Genomic DNA, 17,741 nt, shown 5'->3' on the forward strand with positions numbered 1-17,741 from the left:
CATGGGGACCGTTGCGGGGGCAGCACAGGCTGGGCGGGGGCGGCGGGCTTGATGGACCGCCGGCGAGGACGCCTTCCTGTTTCCCGTTTACCTTTCGCGCGCGGCCGGCAAGTGTTGCGTTGTTGCCGGCAATGTGCGCCGGAAGCACCGGTTCGGGGCCAAAACTGTATCACCGCGGGGCGGGGAAGGCCCCGTTTTGTTACGATTACCGGTTGATTTCTCGGCGTTTTTCCCTTTTTCGCCACACGTCCAGGACTTTCCCGTGTCTTATCCCCGCCTGCCCTATCCGCCCGAGGCCTTTACCCGTGGCGGCGACTTCGCCCGCCTGCTGGGCCAGCGCATCCTGATCCTGGACGGCGCCATGGGCACCATGATCCAGCGCTACAAGTTGGGCGAGGCGGATTTCCGCGGCGAGCGCTTCGCCGGCCACGGCAAGGACCTGAAGGGCGACAACGAATTGCTGTCGCTGGTCCGGCCGGACGTGATCGCCGAGATCCACCGCCAGTACCTGGAGGCCGGGGCCGACGTCATCGAGACCAACACCTTCGGCGCCACCTCGATCGCCCAGGGCGACTACGACCTGCCGGAACTGGCCTACGAACTGAACCTGGTATCGGCCCAACTGGCGCGCGCGGCCTGTGATGCCTACAGCACGCCGGACAAGCCGCGTTTCGTGGCCGGCGCGCTGGGCCCGCAGCCCAAGACCGCCTCCATCTCGCCGGACGTCAACGATCCGGGCGCGCGCAACGTCACCTTCGACGAGCTGCGCGTGGCGTATGTCGAGCAGCTGAACGGCCTGCTCGACGGCGGCATCGACATCGTCCTGATCGAAACCATTTTCGACACGCTCAACGCCAAGGCCGCGATCTACGCCACCGAGGAAGTGTTCGAGCAGCGCGGCATCCGCCTGCCCGTCATGATCTCCGGCACCGTCACCGACGCCTCTGGCCGGATCCTGTCCGGCCAGACCGTGGAAGCCTTCTGGAACTCGGTGCGCCACGCGCGCCCGGTCACCATCGGCCTGAACTGCGCGCTGGGCGCTGCGCTGATGCGCCCCTACGTGGCCGAGCTGTCCAAGATCTGCGATACCTACGTCTGCGTCTATCCCAACGCCGGCCTGCCCAATCCCATGGCCGAGACCGGCTTCGACGAAACCCCGGCCGACACCTCGGCGCTGTTGGAGGAATTCGCGCGCGCCGGGCTGGTGAACATGTCCGGCGGCTGTTGCGGCACCACGCCCGACCACATCCGCGCCATCGCCGACAAGGTGACCGCGCTGACGCCGCGCGTCGTGCCCGATATCCCGGTCAAGACCCGGCTGTCGGGCCTGGAGCCGCTCAACATCGACGAGGACACGCTGTACGTCAACGTCGGCGAGCGCACCAACGTGACCGGCTCGAAGATGTTCGCGCGCCTGATCCGCGAGGAAAAATACGACGAGGTGCTGGCCGTGGCCCGCCAGCAGGTCGAGAACGGCGCCCAGATCATCGACATCAACATGGACGAGGCCATGCTGGATTCGGTGGCCTGCATGCACCGCTTCCTGAACCTGATCGCGTCCGAGCCCGACATCGCCCGCGTGCCGGTCATGATCGACAGCTCGAAGTGGGAAGTCATCGAGACGGGCCTGAAGTGCGTGCAGGGCAAGCCGGTGGTGAACTCCATTTCCATGAAGGAAGGGCTGGACATCTTCCGCGAGCACGCGCGCCTGTGCCGCCGCTACGGCGCCGCCGTGGTGGTGATGGCCTTCGACGAACAGGGCCAGGCCGACACGCTGGAGCGCCGCAAGGAAATCTGCGGCCGGGCCTACAAGATCCTGGTCGAGGAAGAAGGCTTCCCGCCCGAGGACATCATCTTCGATCCAAACGTGTTCGCCGTCGCCACCGGCATCGACGAGCACAACCACTATGCGGTGGACTTCATCGAAGGCACGCGCTGGATCCGCGACAACCTGCCGCACGCGCGCATCTCGGGCGGGGTGTCCAACGTCAGCTTCTCGTTCCGTGGCAACGAGCCGATGCGCGAAGCCATCCACACCGTGTTCCTGTACTACGCGGTCAAGGAAGGCATGACGATGGGCATCGTCAACGCCGGCCAGCTCGGCGTGTACGCCGACCTGGATCCCAAGCTGCGCGACCTGGTCGAGGACGTGGTGCTGGACCGCGCCGCGCCCGTCGGCAAGACCGAGGCCGACGACGAGCGCACGCCCACCGAGCGCCTGGTGCAGTTCGCCGACACGGTCAAGGGCTCCGGCGCCAAGAAGGAAGAAGACCTGGCCTGGCGCGCCGCCTCCGTCGAGGCGCGCCTGTCGCATGCGCTGGTGCACGGCATCACCGCCTTCATCGTCGAGGACACCGAAGAGGTGCGCCAGAAGATCGCCGAGCGCGGCGGCCGTCCGATCGAGGTGATCGAAGGGCCGCTGATGGACGGCATGAACGTGGTCGGCGACCTGTTCGGCGAGGGCAAGATGTTCCTGCCGCAGGTGGTGAAGTCGGCCCGCGTCATGAAGCAGGCGGTGGCACACCTGATTCCCTTCATCGAAGAGGAAAAACGCCAGATCGCGGCGGCCGGCGGCGACGTGCGCGCCAAGGGCAAGATCGTCATCGCCACCGTCAAGGGCGATGTGCACGACATCGGCAAGAACATCGTGTCGGTGGTGCTTCAGTGCAATAACTTCGAAGTCGTGAACATGGGCGTGATGGTGCCCTGCGCGCAGATCCTGGAGAAGGCCAAGGAAGAGCAGGCCGATATCGTCGGCCTGTCGGGCCTGATCACGCCCAGCCTCGAGGAAATGGCCTACGTCGCCTCGGAAATGCAGCGCGACCCGTATTTCCGCGAGCGCAAGGTGCCGCTGATGATCGGCGGCGCCACCACCAGCCGCGTGCACACGGCGGTGAAGATCGCGCCGAACTACGAAGGCCCGGTGATCTACGTGCCCGACGCCAGCCGCTCGGTGGGCGTGGCCACCAACCTGATGTCGACGCAGCGCGACGCCTACCTGGCCGAGCTGGCCGGGGAGTACGAGGACGTGCGGCGCCGCCACGCCAACCGCAAGGCCACGCCGCTGGTGCCGCTGGCCGAGGCGCGCGCCGCGCGCCCGCAGATCGACTGGGACGCCTACACGCCGCCGCGCCCCAAGTTCATCGGCCGCCGCACCTTCAAGAGCTACGACCTGGCCGAGATCGCGAAGTACGTGGACTGGGGCCCGTTCTTCCAGACCTGGAGCCTGTTCGGGCCGTTCCCCGCCATCCTGGACGACAAGGTCGTGGGCGAGCAGGCGCGCAAGGTCTATGCCGACGGACTGGCCATGATGAAGCGCATCGTCGAGGGCCGCTGGCTCACCGCCAACGGCGTGGTGGGCTTCTATCCGGCCAACAGCATCAACGACGAGGACATCGAGATCTACAAGGACGAGACACGCAGCGAAGTGCTGTTCACGTACCGCAACCTGCGCCAGCAGGGCGCCAAGCGCGAGGGCGTGAGCAACAAGTCGCTGTCCGACTTCATCGCGCCCAAGTCCAGCGGCAAGCTGGACTACGTGGGCATGTTCGCCGTGACCGCCGGCCTGGGCATCGAGAAGAAGGAAGCCGAGTTCGAGCGCGCTCTGGACGACTATTCCAGCATCATGCTCAAGTCGCTGGCCGACCGCCTGGCCGAGGGCTTCGCCGAATGCTTGCACGCGCGCGTGCGCCAGGACCTGTGGGGCTACGCGCCGGACGAGGCCCTGTCGAACGACGACATGATCGCCGAGAAGTACGTGGGCATCCGCCCCGCGCCGGGCTATCCCGCCTGCCCGGAACACGTTGTCAAGACCGACATGTTCCGCGTGCTGGACGGCGAGGACATCGGCATGATGCTGACCGACAGCTACGCCATGTACCCGGCGTCCAGCGTGTCGGGCTTCTACTTCAGCCACCCGCAATCGCAGTACTTCAACGTCGGCGTGATCGGCGAGGACCAGCTGGAAGACTACGCGCGCCGCAGCGGCCGCAGCATCGAGGACCTGCGCCGCACGCTGGCGCCGAACCTGGGCTGAGCGGCGTTCGCCGCGCAAGGGTCAGCCCGCCGGCGGCGCCAGCCTGCCCAGCACGCCCTCCAGCGCCAAGCCGATGGACAGCACCTTGCGGTCCTCGCCCGGCAGGCCGTCGATCTCCAATCCCACCGGCAAGCCTGCCGCCGACAGCCCCGCCGGGATGTTCAGGCCGGGCAGGCCGGCGTTGCTGCCGGGGTCCGTGTTGCGGATCATGCGCATGAAGTGTTCGATGGCGCTGGCCTGCGCGTCGGCCGTGATCGGCAGCACCGGTAGCGTGGGGAACAGCAGCGCGTCCAGGCGATGGCTGGCGCAGGCGCTTCGGTAGGCCGCGATCAGCGCGTCGCGATGCGTGGCCATGGCCGCCTCGTACAGCGGCGTCAGCGGCACCGGCGCGCCGTCGGGACCGGGCACCGCGACCGGCAGGATCATGCCGTCGAAGAGGCCCTTGACGTCCGGGCTGGCGATGGCCGCCGCTACCTGCGCGATGTCCACGCCGGTGTCGTAGCGCTTCAGGTACGCCGTCAGATCCGTCTTCGCCTCATACATGCAGACCGGCATGCCGACAGCCGCGTTGGCCTCGGCCAGTCCGGGCGTTTCCAGCGGTACCAGCGTCACGCCGGCCGCGCGCAGCCTGTCCAGCGCCGCTTGCATCACGCGTTCGACTTCCGGCTCCAGCTCGGCCCAGAAATCGGCGGGCAGGCCCAGTCGCAGGCCGGCCGCGGGCACGGCCAGCGCGGGCTGGTCTTCGCCGGCCAGGATCGCGTCCAGCAGCGCGATGTCTTCCATGCTGGTCGCCAGCGGTCCCGGCGTGTCGCGCGTATGGGAGATGGGCGTGATGCCGGCGCCGTCGTAGCGACCCACGCTGGGACGAAAACCCGCTACGCCATTGACGGAGGCCGGCAGGCGCACAGAGGCGCCCGTGTCGGTGCCCAGCGCCGCGGGCGCCAGGCGCGCGCCCACCGCAGAACCGCTGCCCGAGGATGAGCCGCCAGCGACGCGGTCGGCGTCGTAGGCGTTGCGCGTGCCGGGGCCGCGCGGGCCGGGAAAGGCGTGGTTGTAGCCGGACACGCCGAAGGCCAGTTCGTGCATGTGGGTCTTGCCCAGGATCACCGCGCCGGCTTCTCGCAGCCGGCGCAGCACGGGCGCGTCCTCGGCCGGACGGAAATGCTTCAGCGCCGGCGTGCCGGCGGTATTGGGCAGGCCGGCCACGTGGATGTTGTCCTTGATGGCCATGGGCACGCCATGCAGCGGGCCTTGCGGCCGCCCGGAGGCCAGCGCCTCGTCACAGGCGCGGGCCTGGGCCAGCGCGCCGTCCCGGTCCACCGTGATGAAGGCGTTCAGGTCCTGGCGCGCGTCGATGCGGTCCAGGTAGGCGCGGGTCAGGTCCAGGCTGGTCAGCCGGCCCTGGCGGATCAGCGCGGCGGCCTCGGCCACGGTCAGTTCGGGAGCCTGGCCGGAAGCGAGCAGGGGCGTGCGGGACGTGTCGGTCATGCGGTCTCCTCGCGGCGTTGCGATGTCGGGGGATGCGTGATGCGGATCCTTCTCCGGGCTCGTATCTTATCGGTAGCGCCACCGGATCGTCGTTTGGTCTACCACTTGTATTCTGGTAAACCATGATAGTGAAAAGTGGTGAACCAATTAGAATTTGGTCTAACCAATTTAAGAAGCCATGAACCTGCAACTGATCCCCAAGCCCGAAGATCCCGCGCAAAAGCCGGGACTGGACCGCGCCTATCTGCGTCTGGCCTCCCAGATCCAGGCCCTGGTGGTCCAGGGAGAATTCGCGGTCGGCCAGCGCCTGCCGGCCGAGCGCGCGCTGGCCGAGCGCTTCGATGTCAGCCGCACTTCGCTGCGCGAAGCCATCATCGCGCTGGAACTGCAGGGCGTGGTCGAGGTGCGCGGCGGATCGGGCATCTATGTCTGCGAGCCCAAGCCGGGCGTGGCGCGCCTGCCCATGGCGCAGGAGCCCGGCGCCGGCCCGTTCGAGCTGCTGCGCGCGCGCTGCCTGATCGAATCCGAGATCGCCGGGCTGGCTGCCACCACGCGCAAGGACGCGGACCTGGACCGCATGTTCGAGGCCCTGACCACCATGCGCGAGCAGATGATGGACAAGGTCGCCAACGAAGAGGCCGACCGGCGCTTCCACCTGTACATCGCGCAGTCCACCGGCAACAGCGTGCTGCAAGCCACGGTGGCATCCATGTGGGACCAGGCGCGCGGCCCCGTCTGGGAAAAGATCGAGCAGCACTTCCACACGCAGGAATTGCGCCAGGCCTCGCAGGAAGACCATCAGCGCATCTTCGCCGCGCTGGTGGCGGGCGATGGCGACGCGGCCCGGCTGGCCATGCGCGGCCATCTGGAGCGCGTGATCGGTGAATTCGCGCAGGGGTGGCGCTGATGCGGACCCGCGACGCGACCCTACGACATGGCCCCGTGAGGCGGCCTTAGCAGGCGGCCCCCCGGAACGAGCAGGGAACATACCTTGCCGGCCGGACCCGGGCCCATCAAGACCAGGAGACAAGACATGCAGCGACATTACAAGGGGAGCGGCGCATGGCGCCGCTGGGCGGCGGCTGCGCTGCTCGCGGCCGCCAGCGCGGCCGGGGCGCAGGAAGCGCCCGCGCCGGGCCAGAGCCCGCGCGTGGACGCCATCCGCAAGGCTGGCGAATTGCGCGTGGGCGTGTTGCAGAACGCGCCCTGGTTGATCCAGGACGTGTCCGGCAAGAGCGGCGAGGCCTGGAGCGGTCCCGCCTGGCTGCTGGCCAGGGAGTACGCGCGGCGCCTGGGCGTAAAGCTGACGCCGGTGCCCGTGTCGCACGAGACCAAGGTGCCGGTGCTGGCCGCCAACCAGGTCGACATGACCATCAGCCCGCTGGCCGAAACGCCGGAACGGCTGAAGGTGGTGGATTTCGTGCTGTACTCGGCCACCAGCGTCTGCATGTTCGGCCGCGCCGGCAACGACAAGCTGGCCCAGGTCAAATCCGTGGACGACCTGAACCGTCCCGGCATCACCATCGCCTATTTCACCGGTGGGGCCGAGGAAGCCTGGGTCAAGCAGCGCTTCCCCAATGCCACGCTGCGCGCCGTCGCCAACTCCGGCGCCACCGCGCCGATCGAGGAAATCATGGCGCGCCGCGCCGACGCCGCGCCCATCAACCGCGTGCCCTGGGTCGGCCTCAAGCGCAAGGTGCCCGGATTGCAGGTGTTTCCCGCCGAGGTCAATTGCCAGCAGAGCACCGAGAAGGCCTCGCCGGTCGGCCTGGCCGTCGACAAGGGGCAGGACGCTTACCTCGCCTGGCTGCGGCAGGTGGCGGTTTCGATGAAGCCCCAGCTGGACGCCGACGAAACGCGCGTCATCGAGCAGTTGCCTTAAGCCTGCAATCGCGGCTCAACCCGCTACCCAACCGCAACACAGGAACGCCGCGCGCCGCGCGGATCCGGCGACGCCGCCGGCGGCTGCACGCGCCCGTGACGAATACGCCGTCCCACACTAGGAGACATGACATGCAACAGCGCTTTTCCCGCCGCGCCGCCGCGCGACTGGCCCTCTCGGCCATCGTCCTGGCCGGCGCCAGCTTCTCGGTCCAGGCCCAGACGCCGCCCGAACCCGGCGCCAGCGAACGCATCGACGCCATCCGCAAGGCCGGCGTGCTGCGAGTGGGCGTGGTCAACAACCCGCCCTGGCTGGTGCAGAACACCTCGGGCTCGGGCGAGCCGTGGATGGGCTCGTCGTGGACGCTGGGCAAGGAGTTCGCCAAGCTGCTGGGCGTGAAGATGGTGCCGGTGCAGGTCAGCCATGAAACCAAGGTGCCGGCGCTCATCGCCAACCAGATGGACATCATGATCGGACCGCTCAACGAGAACGCCGAGCGCGCCAAGATCATCGACTTCGTCACCTTCTCCAGCACCAGCGTGTGCATGTTCGGCCTGGCCTCCAATCCGAAATTCACCGGCGTCACCAAGGTCGAGGACTTCAACCGCCCCGAGATCACCATGGCCTATTTCTCCGGCGCAGGGGAAGAGCCGCTGGTGCGCGAGCAGTTCTCCAAGGCCAAGCTGCGCGGCGTGGCCAACTCGGGCTCGGTCGCGCCGATCGAGGAAGTGCTGGCCGGCCGCTCGGACGTGGCGCCGCTGAATCGCATGCTCTGGCCCAGCATCAGCAAGAAGGTCAAGGGCCTGGCGGTCTTCCCCAAGGACAACAACTGCCAGGACAGCAAGATCTTCGAGATCCAGGCCGGCATGGGCGTGGCCAAGAACCAGCCCGTGTACCTGGAATGGCTGCGCAAGGTCGAGGCCCGCATGCATCCCGAACTGGCCGCCGAAGAACGCCGCATGACGCTGGACTTGAAGTAGGCCCCCCCCGAAGCGCTGCGCGCTTCCCCCCAGGGGGCATGTCTACGGACCGGCAGAGCCGGCTCCGTGACATCCCGATTGGGGGGCGCCTGTCTGCTTGCGGGGCGTTGGCGCGGTGAATAACTGAAACGAGTATGACTTCATGTTGAATTGCGAAATCCATGGCGCGCAGGACCTGCGCCTGACGGAAGTGGCGCCCGAGGCGCTGGGCCCCACGCAGGTGCGCGTGGGCGTGAAGGCCGTGGGCATCTGCGGCTCGGACCTGCACTACTACCGGCACGGCAGGGTGGGCGACTTTGTCATCCGCGAACCGCTGACGCCCGGCCACGAAGCCTCGGGCCAGGTGCTGGAAGTGGGCGCGGCGGTGACGCGGGTCAAGCCCGGCGACCGCGTGGCGCTGGACCCGGCGCGCACCTGCGGCGTGTGCCGTTATTGCCGCCAGGGCGATTCCAACCATTGCGAGGCCGTGCATTTCTTCGGCAGCGCCAGCCGTTATCCGCACATGCAGGGCGCGATGCGCGAGCAGGTCGTGGTGCAGGAAAGCCAATGCCTGCCGGTGCCGGACAGCCTGTCGTTCGAGCTGGCCGCTTTTGGCGAGCCGCTGGCGGTGGCGCTGCACGCGGTGCGCAGCGCCGGCACGTTGCTGGGCAAGACGGCGATGGTGGTGGGCGCCGGCCCCATCGGCGCGCTGGTCGTGATGGCGGCCCGGCTGGCCGGCGCCAGCCACGTCATCGCGGTGGACATCGTCGACCAGACGCTGGCCGCCTGCGCGCGGGTGGGCGCCACGCGCACCATCAACGCCGCCACCGATCCCGGCGCGCTGGATGAGCTGGCGGCGGGCAAGGGCACGGTGGACGTGTGCTTCGAGGCGTCCGGCAACTATGCCGGCCTGGCCAACTGCATCCGCGCGGCGCGTCCGCGCGGCACCATCGTCACGGTGGGCACGCTGTCCGGCAGCAGCGCCGATTGCCCGTTCAACCAGATCATGGTCAAGAGCCTGACCTGCGTCGGCAGCTTCCGCTTCGTCGACGAGTACGCCTGGGCCGTGGACTACCTGAGCCGAGGCCTGCTGGACGTGTCGCCGCTGCTGAGCGCGGCGGTGCCCGTGCGCCAGGCGCATGAGGCCTTCGCGCTGGCGGCCGACCGGACCCAGGCCATGAAAGTGATGGTGACGTTCTAGGAACGCGCCGGGACTCGCGGAGACCGCATGGATTTCGATTTCTCTCCCATCGTCGACAACTGGCGCTTCTTTGCCGGGGGGCTGGGCACGACCATCGCGCTCAGCGCGGCGGCGGCCGTGTCCAGCATTCTGCTGGGCCTGGCGATCGCGCTGCTGCGCCTGTACGGGCCGCGCTGGCTGCGGCCGCTGCTGGTGTTCTACATCGACAGCATGCGCGCCATCCCGGTGCTGGTGGTGCTGGTGTGGATCTACTTCGCGCTGCCGCTGCTGGCCGGCGTGAACTTCGCGCCATTCTGGGCCGCGCTGGTGGCGCTGACCCTGCACATCGCGGCCTACGCGGCCGAGGTGGTGCGTGCCGGCATCGAGTCGGTGCGGCCCGGCCAGATGCGCGCCGGGCTGGCGCTGGGCATGTCGCGCGCCCAGGCGCTGCGCAAGATCATCCTGCCGCAGGCCATCGTGCGCATGCTGCCGGCCTTCGGTTCGGTGCTGACCGTGGCCATCAAGGACACGGCCATCGCCACCGTGATCGCCGTGCCCGAACTGATGCACAAGGCCGAGACCATCGCGGGGCAGAGCTACCGCCCGATCGAGGTCTACACCGCCGTGCTGGTCGCCTACTTCGTGATCCTGTTCCCGGTCACGCGCGGGGTGGACCGGCTGTACCAACGCTACGCACACCTGGGGCGCTCATGAATCTGGATTGGGGAATCGTCTGGGACTCGCGCCACGCGCTGCTGGAAGGCGCCGGCATGACCGTCCTGCTCACGGTGGCCACCATGGCGCTGGCCGTGCCCGGCGGCATCGTGCTGGCGCTGATGCGGCTGTCGTCCAACCGCCTGGCCAGCAAGGCCGCCACCGTCTTCGTGGAGTTCTTCCGCAACCTGCCGCTGATCCTGGTGATCTATTGGGCGTTCTACGTCATGCCCATGGCGCTGGACGTGCAGTTCTCGCCGCTGGCGACCGCGCTGGTGGCGCTGGTGCTGAACATCTCGGCCTACAACTCCGAGACCTTCCGCGCCGGCATCAACTCCATCCGCAAGGGCCAGATGGAAGCGGCGCTGGCCATGGGCATGTCGCGGCGCCAGGCCATGTTCAAGGTGCTGATCCCGCAGGCGGCGCGGCGCGTGCTGCCGGTGCTGGCCAGCACCTGGGTCTCGCTGTTCAAGGACACCTCGCTGGTGTCGGTGATCGCGGTGAGCGAGCTGGCCTACGCCTCGATGCAGATCCGCGCGCAGTCCTTCCGCGTGCTGGAAATGCTGACCGCGATGGCGGCGATCTACTGGCTGATGGGCTATCCCCAGGCCAAGCTGGTCGACTGGATCCACCGCAAGTACGGAGTCAAGGAATGAACGACATGATCATGGAACGCACGGCGCAGGCCGACCTGGCCGCGCGCAAGGGGGCCGACCAGCCGCCCGTGCTGGTGTACGAGAACGTGCGCAAGACCTACGGCGATTTCGTCGCGCTCAACGGCGTGTCGCTGCAGGTCAACAAGGGCGAGGTGATGTGCCTGATCGGGCCCAGCGGCTCGGGCAAGTCCACGCTCCTGCGCTGCACCAACGCGCTGGAGAAGCTGGACGGCGGCCGCGTGCTGCTGGACGGCGCCGTGGTGCCGGACACGGAGCCCGAGGTGCGGCGCGTGCGCCAGCGCATGGGCATGGTGTTCCAGAGCTTCGAGCTGTTCCCGCACAAATCGGCGCTGGACAACGTCGCCATGGGGCCGATCACGGTGCTGGGCATGGCGCCCGAGGCCGCCCGCGCCCGCGCCATGGCGCTGCTGGAAAAGGTCGGCCTGGCGGCCAAGGCCGGCAACTTCCCGGCCAACCTGTCCGGCGGCCAGCAGCAGCGCGTGGCCATCGCCCGCGCGCTGGCGATGGAGCCCGAGGTGATGCTGTTCGACGAGCCGACGTCCGCGCTGGATCCCGAGACCGTGGGCGAAGTGCTCAACGTGATGAAGAAGCTGGCGCAGGAAGGCATGACCATGATCGTCGTGACTCATGAAATGAGTTTCGCGCGGCGGGTGGCCAACTGGGTGGTGGTGTTCGAGAACGGCGCCATCCTGGAACAAGGCTCGCCGGCGCAGATTTTCGACCACCCGCAGGTCGCCCGCACCCGCGACTTCCTCAGCCACCTGGGCTGGGAAGGCTAGGGCGGTCCTGCCGCAACCGATACAGGCCCAGCGCGGCCATTACCCGTCCACCCGGAACCCAAGATGAAAATTACGAATGCACGCGTGATCGTTTGCTCTCCCGGCCGCAATTTCGTGACCCTGAAGATCGAGACCGACCAGGGCCTGACCGGCATCGGCGACGCCACCCTGAACGGCCGCGAGCTGGCCGTCTCGGCCTATCTGACCGAACACGTGATCCCCTGCCTGATCGGCCGCGACGCGCACCAGATCGAGGACATCTGGCAGTACCTGTACAAGGGCGCCTATTGGCGTCGCGGCCCGGTCACCATGACCGCCATCGCCGCCGTCGACACCGCGCTGTGGGACCTGAAGGCCAAGGCCGCCGGCCTGCCGCTGTACCAGCTGCTGGGCGGCAAGAGCCGTTCCGGCGTGATGGTCTACGGCCACGCCAACGGCTCGGACATCGAGCATACCGTCGACGAGGTGCTGCGCTACGCCGACATGGGCTACCGCGCCATCCGCGCGCAGAGCGGCGTGCCCGGCCTGGACAAGGTCTACGGCGTGGGTCGGGGCAACCTGTTCTACGAACCCGCCGACAGCGACCTGCCCAGCGAGCACGACTGGTCCACCGAGAAGTACCTGCGCCACGCGCCCAAGCTGTTCGAGCGCATCCGCGAGAAACTCGGCTTCGAGCACCATCTGCTGCACGACGTGCACCACCGCCTGACCCCGATCGAGGCCGGCCGGCTGGGCAAGTCGCTGGAACCCTACAACCTGTTCTGGATGGAAGACGCCACGCCGGCCGAGAACCAGGAAGCCTTCCGCCTGATCCGCCAGCACACCACCACGCCGCTCGCAGTGGGCGAGATCTTCAACAGCATCTGGGACTGCAAGGACCTGGTGCAGAACCAGCTGATCGACTACATCCGGACCACGGTGGTGCACGCCGGAGGCATCACCCATCTGCGCCGCATCGCCGACCTGGCCTCGCTCTACCAGGTGCGCACCGGCTGCCACGGCGCCACCGACCTGTCGCCGGCCTGCATGGGCGCGGCGTTGCACTTCGACCTGTGGGTGCCGAACTTCGGCATTCAGGAATACATGCGCCACACCGAGGAGACCGACGCCGTCTTCCCGCACGCCTACACCTTCAAGGACGGCATGCTGTATCCGGGCGACGCGCCGGGCCATGGCGTGGAGATCGACGAAAAGCTGGCGGCCAAGTATCCGTACAAGCGCGCCTACCTGCCCGTGAACCGCCTGCAGCAGGACGGCACGCTATGGAACTGGTAGGGCGGCTGCATCCGTCGCGCCTGGGCGGGCTGGCCGCCGGCGTGGCGCGGACGGCCCATGACCGGACCCGCTTGCGCGCCGGCATCGTGCACCTGGGCCTGGGAGCCTTCGCGCGCGCGCATCTGGCGGCGGTCAACGAGGCGGCGCTGGCCGCCGGCGCGGGCGAGGCCTGGGGCATCTGCGGCGTCTCGCTGCGCCAGCCCGACACCCGCGACGCGCTGGCGCCGCAGGACGGCCTGTACACGCTGGCGCTGCGCGACGCGGACGAACATGGCGAGCCGCGCCAACGGCTGGCCGTGATCGGCTGCCTGCTGGAATCGCTGGTCGCGCCCGAGGATCCGCGAGCCGTGCTGGCGCGCATCGCCCATGAAGACGCGCGCATCGTCAGCATCACCGTCACGGAGAAGGGCTATTGCCACGATCCGGCCAGCGGCCAGCTCAAGCTGGATCATCCGGATATCGTCCACGACCTGGGCCAGCCGCAGGCGCCGCGCAGCGCCATCGGCTATCTGGCGTGGGGATTGCAGCAGCGTCGGGCGGCGGGACGCGGGCCGCTCACGCTCATGTCGCTGGACAACCTGCCGGCCAACGGCCATCTGCTGCGCGGCATGGTGCTGGCCTTCGCCGAGCAGGTGGATGCCGGGCTGGCGCGCTGGATCGCCGCCGAATGCACGTTTCCGTGCTCGATGGTGGACCGCATCGTGCCGCGCACCACCGACGCCGACCGCGACGCGGTGGCGCGGGCGCTGGGCCTGGCGGACGCCTGGCCGGTCATGGCCGAGCCCTACCTGGAATGGGTGCTGGAGGACAGCTTCGCGGCCGGTCGTCCTGACTGGAGCGCCGGCGGCGCGCGTTTCGTGGCCGGAGCCGCGCCGTTCGAGACGCTCAAGCTGCGCAACGTCAACGGCGCGCATTCCGCCCTGGCCTACCTGTCGGTGATGGCGGGCTGGGACACGGTGGACCAGGCGCTGGCGCAACCCGCATTGCGGCGCTACCTGGAGCGGCTGATGCGCGAGGAGATCGCGCCGACCCTGCCGCCGCTGCCGGGACTGGATCTGGCGCAGTACCAGGAGCGCTTGCTGCAGCGCTTCGCCAATCCGGCGCTCAGGCACCAGACGCGCCAGATCGCCATGGACGGCTCGCAGAAGCTGCCGCAACGCTTGCTCGACACGGCGCGCGCCAGGCTGGCGCGCGAGCAGCCCATGCCGCTGCTGGCCCTGGCGGTGGCGGGCTGGCTGCACTATCTGCGCGGGGTGGACCAGGCGGGACGCCGCTATGACATCCAGGATCCGATGGCCGGGGCGCTGGCGCGGCGCCTGGAGCAGGCCGAGGCGGCGGCGACGCTTGCCGGGCCGGGGCCGGCCGCCATGCTGGAATGGACCGCCGCGCTGGCCGGCTTCGCGCCCGTGTTCGGCGAGCTGGGGCAGGACGCACGCTTCGTGCGCGCCGTGGCCCAGGCCGTCCATGCGCTGCGCAGCCTGGGCGTGGCCGGCGCGCTGGAGGCGCTGGAAGCGCTTGACGGCAGCAGGCGCTAGCGCCGTCGGGCCGTGGGCGATCCTCCGGGATCCGTCCGCGCTCGCCGGCCTCAGCCGGGTTTTCTCACCACGAGGGTGGCCGTGTCGCTGGAGAACGAGCCGTCGGCCTGGATCTCGAAGTGCGCGCGCACCACGTCCGGCGCGATCGCCAGCAGGTGGCGCAGCGCAGCGACCAGCGTGTCGGGCGTGCGCATGCGCGTCACCCACGATTGGAACTCCAGCGACAGGCGGCGCGGCGTGACGCCCTGCAGCGTGAAGCCGGCCTCCGTCAGCAGGCGCGTCCATTCCGCCACCGAGTAGTCGCGCACGTGCGAGGTGTCGCGCAGCGCTTCGATCATCTGCAGCCAGGTGTCGAGCAGGGCCTCGCCCGGCGACACCACGTCGGCGAACACCGCCGTGCCGCCCGGCTTGAGCACGCGGAAGGCTTCGCGCAGGCCGAGTCCGGGATCCTGCCAGTGGTGCGTGGAATAGCGCGACATCACCAGATCGAACTCGCCGTCGGCGAAGGGCAGGCGCTCGGCCTTGCCGCGACAGGTGGACAGGTTGTCCTGGCCGCGTCGCGCGGCTTCCGCGGCCACCACGTCCAGCATCTGCTGCGACAGGTCGTAGGCCGTGACCGAGGCGGCCGAAGGCGCAACGTGAAAGCTCACATGGCCGCCGCCGCAGCCCAGGTCGAGCACGCGGGCGCCGGGTTGCGCGGCGGCGATGGCCGCCATCTGGCGCAGGTCCTCGCCCTGAGCGTGGACGGCGCTGTTCAGGTAGGCGGTGGCTTGCGGGCTGAATTGCCGGTGGACGGCATCATCATGGGTGGTGGCGGTCATGGGACATCCTTGCGGGGTGAGTGGGGCCAGGCGCTAAGATAGGCGGGCTCCCATACACGTACAAGACCACAGGTTATCCTGGTATGAATAGTTCCCCTCAAGCGGTGGCTGGCGGCGATGGCTCGGCCCTGCGTCGCCAGGCGCTGGGTGAATTCGTGCGCAGCGCCCGCTCGCGCATCACGCCGCAGATGGCGGGGCTGCCGGAAGGCTCGCGCCGCCGCACGCCCGGCCTGCGGCGCGAGGAAGTGGCCCAGCTGTGCGGCATCAGCGTCACCTGGTACACCTGGATCGAACAGGGCCGCGAAGTGTCGGTGTCGCCTTCGGTCTGGTCGCGCATCGCCGGCGTGTTGCAGCTGGCGCGCGCCGAACGCGCCTATCTGTTCGAGCTGGCCGATTGCGCCGATCCGCAACCGCCGCGCGACGACGCCGGCGGCGCGCCAGGGCCGCTGCGAGCCTGCGTGGACGCGATCCGCGCGCCCGCCTATGTGCTGGACCGCGCCTGGAACCTGCTGGCCTGGAACGAGCCCTTGCGCGAGCTGTTCGACGACTGGCCCCTGCGCGATCCCGAACCCAATCTGCTGCGCTACATCTTCCTGGACCAGGCCGCGCGCGAGCTGGTGGTGGATTGGGAGCAGCGCGCGCGCCGCGTGGTGGCCGAATTCCGCGCCGACGCCGGCGCGCACCTGGACGAGCCCGCCGTGCTGGCGCTGGCGGACGCGCTGAACCGCCAGAGTCCCGTGTTCGCCCATTGGTGGACGCGGCACGCGGTGGTCGAGCGGGAAGGGGGCTTGCGCGAATTCCAGCACCCGCGCAGCGGCCAGCTGGCGTTCCAGCAGATCACCTTTCGATTGGCCACGCATCCGGACCTGAAGCTGGTGATGTTGCTGGACGGCGGCGAACGGGATTGAGCCGTCGCCGATAGCGCGGCGGGGCCGGATGGCGCCGGCCCCGATCGCGTGGCTCAGTCCAGCGAGATATTGGCTTTCTTGACCACTTCGGCGAAGCGCGACGAATCCGCCTCGCGCGCCTGCGACAGTTCGGCGGCGCTGGCCGGCCAGGCCTGGAAGCCGAAGGTCTCGAAGCGCGTGAGCACCGCCGGCGACTGGACCGCAGCGGCGATGCCTTCGTTCAGCTGCTTCAGCACTGGCGCGGGCGTGCCCTTGGACACGAATGCCGCCACCCAGGTCTTCAGCTCGAAGTCCTTCGGCCCGCCGGCCTCGGCCACCGTCGGCACGTCGGGGTACGAGGGCAGCCGCGCCGGCGCGGCCAGCGCCAGCAGCTTGACCCGCTTGGCCTGGTACAGGTTCTGCACCGTCGCCGCCGTGCCGAAGGCCCAATCGACCTCGCCGTTGGCGACGGCGGTGTAGAGCTGGGACAGGTCCTTGAACGGCACGTGCGTCATGCGGGTGCCGGTGGCGTCCTGGAACATGGTGGTGCCGACGTGCGCCACGCTGCCCATGCCCCAGGTGCCGTAGGTCAGCCTGTCGGGCTGCGCGCGCGCAGCCGCGACCAGGTCGCCGACGTTCTTCCAGGGCGAGCCGGCCGAGACCACGACGAAGAAATGCGTGTGGTAGATCGGCGCGGCCGGTTCGAAGTCGCGCACGGGATCGAACGGCAGGCTGCGGTACAGATGCGGTTGCAGCGTCATGTGGGTGTTGTCGACGATGGCGAGCGAGTAGCCGTCCTGGCCGCCGCGCTTGACGTCGCCGATCGCCAGCCAGCCGTTGGCGCCGGGCTTGTTCTCGACGATGACCGGCTGCTTCCAGGCGGAGGTCAGCTGTTCGCCCAGCATGCGCGCGACCGCGTCGGGGCCGCTGCCCACCGAGTAGGGCAGCACCATGCGCACGGGATGGCTGGGATAGGCGCTCGACTGGGCCATGGCGCCGGCACAGCCCAGCGCCATCGCGGCGGCCGCCAGCCAGCGCGCCGCGTTCCTGGCCGGACCGTTGCGGGAGGGCGGGCCGGCGCGTCCGGCAAGGCTGCAATCGTGCGCAGCGTGAGGGATGTTCATGATGTCTCCTCCATGTTCCATGGATGGTTATGCGGCGGCTCGGCGGCCGCCTGTCGTGGGTGCTGCGGGTTTGCGTGCTGCGTAATGCCGTGCGGCGCGGCGCCCCGGCCACCGGGTTGGCGGCCGGGGCGCCGGTATTCAGGCGGTCACCGGGTGCCGCGCCTCGTAGGCCGAGGCGAAGGCCGGATCGCGCTGGCGCAGGTCGTCGTGGCTGACCTGGCCGGTGCGGCGCATGTAGTCGTAGGCGAAGTCGACCGGGGCCAGGTGCATCTTGTCGGCCACGTTCTCGTACCAGTCCAGGCTGCGCGCGGCGGCGGCCTGGAAGCTGGACGAGGCCGGGCGGCGCTGCGCCTCGAATACCGCGAAGGCGGCGCGCGCGTCGCC

The 17,741-nt window shown here is 69.1% G+C and carries 14 protein-coding genes and 1 pseudogene; 11 read left to right on the plus strand and 4 right to left on the minus strand.

The window, feature by feature from the left end; translation table 11 throughout:
- Positions 1-262 precede the first annotated feature (262 nt).
- Entirely contained in the window at positions 263-4,036 is a 3,774-nt protein-coding gene (gene metH / locus KDH83_RS21485) for a methionine synthase (protein ID WP_212319622.1), read from the plus strand.
- A gap of 21 nt (positions 4,037-4,057) precedes the next feature.
- On the opposite strand, the gene iaaH is transcribed toward metH, so the two are convergent.
- Complete coding sequence (iaaH, locus tag KDH83_RS21490) at positions 4,058-5,524, minus strand: indoleacetamide hydrolase (protein ID WP_212319624.1); 1,467 nt, start codon at positions 5,522-5,524, stop codon at positions 4,058-4,060.
- A gap of 178 nt (positions 5,525-5,702) precedes the next feature.
- Here iaaH and KDH83_RS21495 point away from each other — a divergent pair, with 178 nt between their 5' ends.
- The 9 genes from KDH83_RS21495 to KDH83_RS21535 all read left to right on the plus strand — a co-directional run bounded on the left by KDH83_RS21495 (position 5,703) and on the right by KDH83_RS21535 (position 14,525).
- Positions 5,703-6,431, plus strand: coding sequence for a FadR/GntR family transcriptional regulator (locus KDH83_RS21495; protein WP_212319626.1), 729 nt, complete (start codon positions 5,703-5,705; stop codon positions 6,429-6,431).
- Between the two features lie 126 nt (positions 6,432-6,557).
- Positions 6,558-7,406 carry a transporter substrate-binding domain-containing protein gene (locus tag KDH83_RS21500; protein WP_212319628.1) on the plus strand — a complete coding sequence of 283 codons (849 nt, stop codon included), beginning with the start codon at positions 6,558-6,560 and terminating at the stop codon, positions 7,404-7,406.
- Between the two features lie 131 nt (positions 7,407-7,537).
- On the plus strand, positions 7,538-8,386 hold the full coding sequence (locus KDH83_RS21505) for a transporter substrate-binding domain-containing protein (protein WP_212319630.1): 849 nt from the start codon (positions 7,538-7,540) through the stop codon (positions 8,384-8,386).
- Between the two features lie 142 nt (positions 8,387-8,528).
- Positions 8,529-9,566 (plus strand): L-idonate 5-dehydrogenase, encoded by a 1,038-nt coding sequence (locus KDH83_RS21510; RefSeq protein WP_212319632.1) that lies wholly within the window; start codon positions 8,529-8,531, stop codon positions 9,564-9,566.
- 27 nt (positions 9,567-9,593) lie between these two features.
- A complete protein-coding gene (locus tag KDH83_RS21515) occupies positions 9,594-10,259 on the plus strand; it encodes an amino acid ABC transporter permease (RefSeq protein ID WP_212319634.1) in 666 nt (221 codons plus the stop codon).
- Entirely contained in the window at positions 10,256-10,915 is a 660-nt protein-coding gene (locus tag KDH83_RS21520; RefSeq protein WP_212319636.1) for an amino acid ABC transporter permease, read from the plus strand. The genes KDH83_RS21515 and KDH83_RS21520 overlap by 4 nt, the downstream gene beginning before the upstream one ends.
- Entirely contained in the window at positions 10,912-11,715 is an 804-nt protein-coding gene (locus tag KDH83_RS21525; RefSeq protein ID WP_283093839.1) for an amino acid ABC transporter ATP-binding protein, read from the plus strand. The genes KDH83_RS21520 and KDH83_RS21525 overlap by 4 nt, the downstream gene beginning before the upstream one ends.
- Positions 11,716-11,778: 63 nt before the next feature.
- On the plus strand, positions 11,779-12,990 hold the full coding sequence (gene manD / locus KDH83_RS21530; protein ID WP_212319638.1) for a D-mannonate dehydratase ManD: 1,212 nt from the start codon (positions 11,779-11,781) through the stop codon (positions 12,988-12,990).
- Positions 12,978-14,525 carry a mannitol dehydrogenase family protein gene (locus tag KDH83_RS21535; protein ID WP_212319640.1) on the plus strand — a complete coding sequence of 516 codons (1,548 nt, stop codon included), beginning with the start codon at positions 12,978-12,980 and terminating at the stop codon, positions 14,523-14,525. Before manD ends, KDH83_RS21535 begins: the two co-directional genes overlap by 13 nt.
- 50 nt (positions 14,526-14,575) lie before the next feature.
- Here KDH83_RS21535 and KDH83_RS21540 read toward each other — a convergent pair whose 3' ends face one another.
- Positions 14,576-15,346 carry a class I SAM-dependent methyltransferase gene (locus tag KDH83_RS21540; protein WP_212319642.1) on the minus strand — a complete coding sequence of 257 codons (771 nt, stop codon included), beginning with the start codon at positions 15,344-15,346 and terminating at the stop codon, positions 14,576-14,578.
- Between the two features lie 83 nt (positions 15,347-15,429).
- Between KDH83_RS21540 and KDH83_RS21545 the strand changes: the two genes are divergently transcribed.
- A complete protein-coding gene (locus KDH83_RS21545; protein WP_212319644.1) occupies positions 15,430-16,254 on the plus strand; it encodes a helix-turn-helix transcriptional regulator in 825 nt (274 codons plus the stop codon).
- 53 nt (positions 16,255-16,307) lie between these two features.
- On the opposite strand, the gene KDH83_RS21550 is transcribed toward KDH83_RS21545, so the two are convergent.
- Both KDH83_RS21550 and KDH83_RS21555 read right to left on the minus strand, forming a co-directional pair.
- Positions 16,308-17,357: a tripartite tricarboxylate transporter substrate binding protein gene (locus tag KDH83_RS21550; protein WP_249205259.1), complete on the minus strand. Its 1,050-nt coding sequence runs from the start codon at positions 17,355-17,357 to the stop codon at positions 16,308-16,310.
- 138 nt (positions 17,358-17,495) lie between these two features.
- Positions 17,496-17,741, minus strand: a pseudogene (locus tag KDH83_RS21555) (monooxygenase); the annotation flags it as partial.

The sequence above is a fragment of the Achromobacter sp. Marseille-Q0513 genome, from assembly GCF_018195695.1.
Lineage (GTDB): Bacteria > Pseudomonadota > Gammaproteobacteria > Burkholderiales > Burkholderiaceae_B > Achromobacter.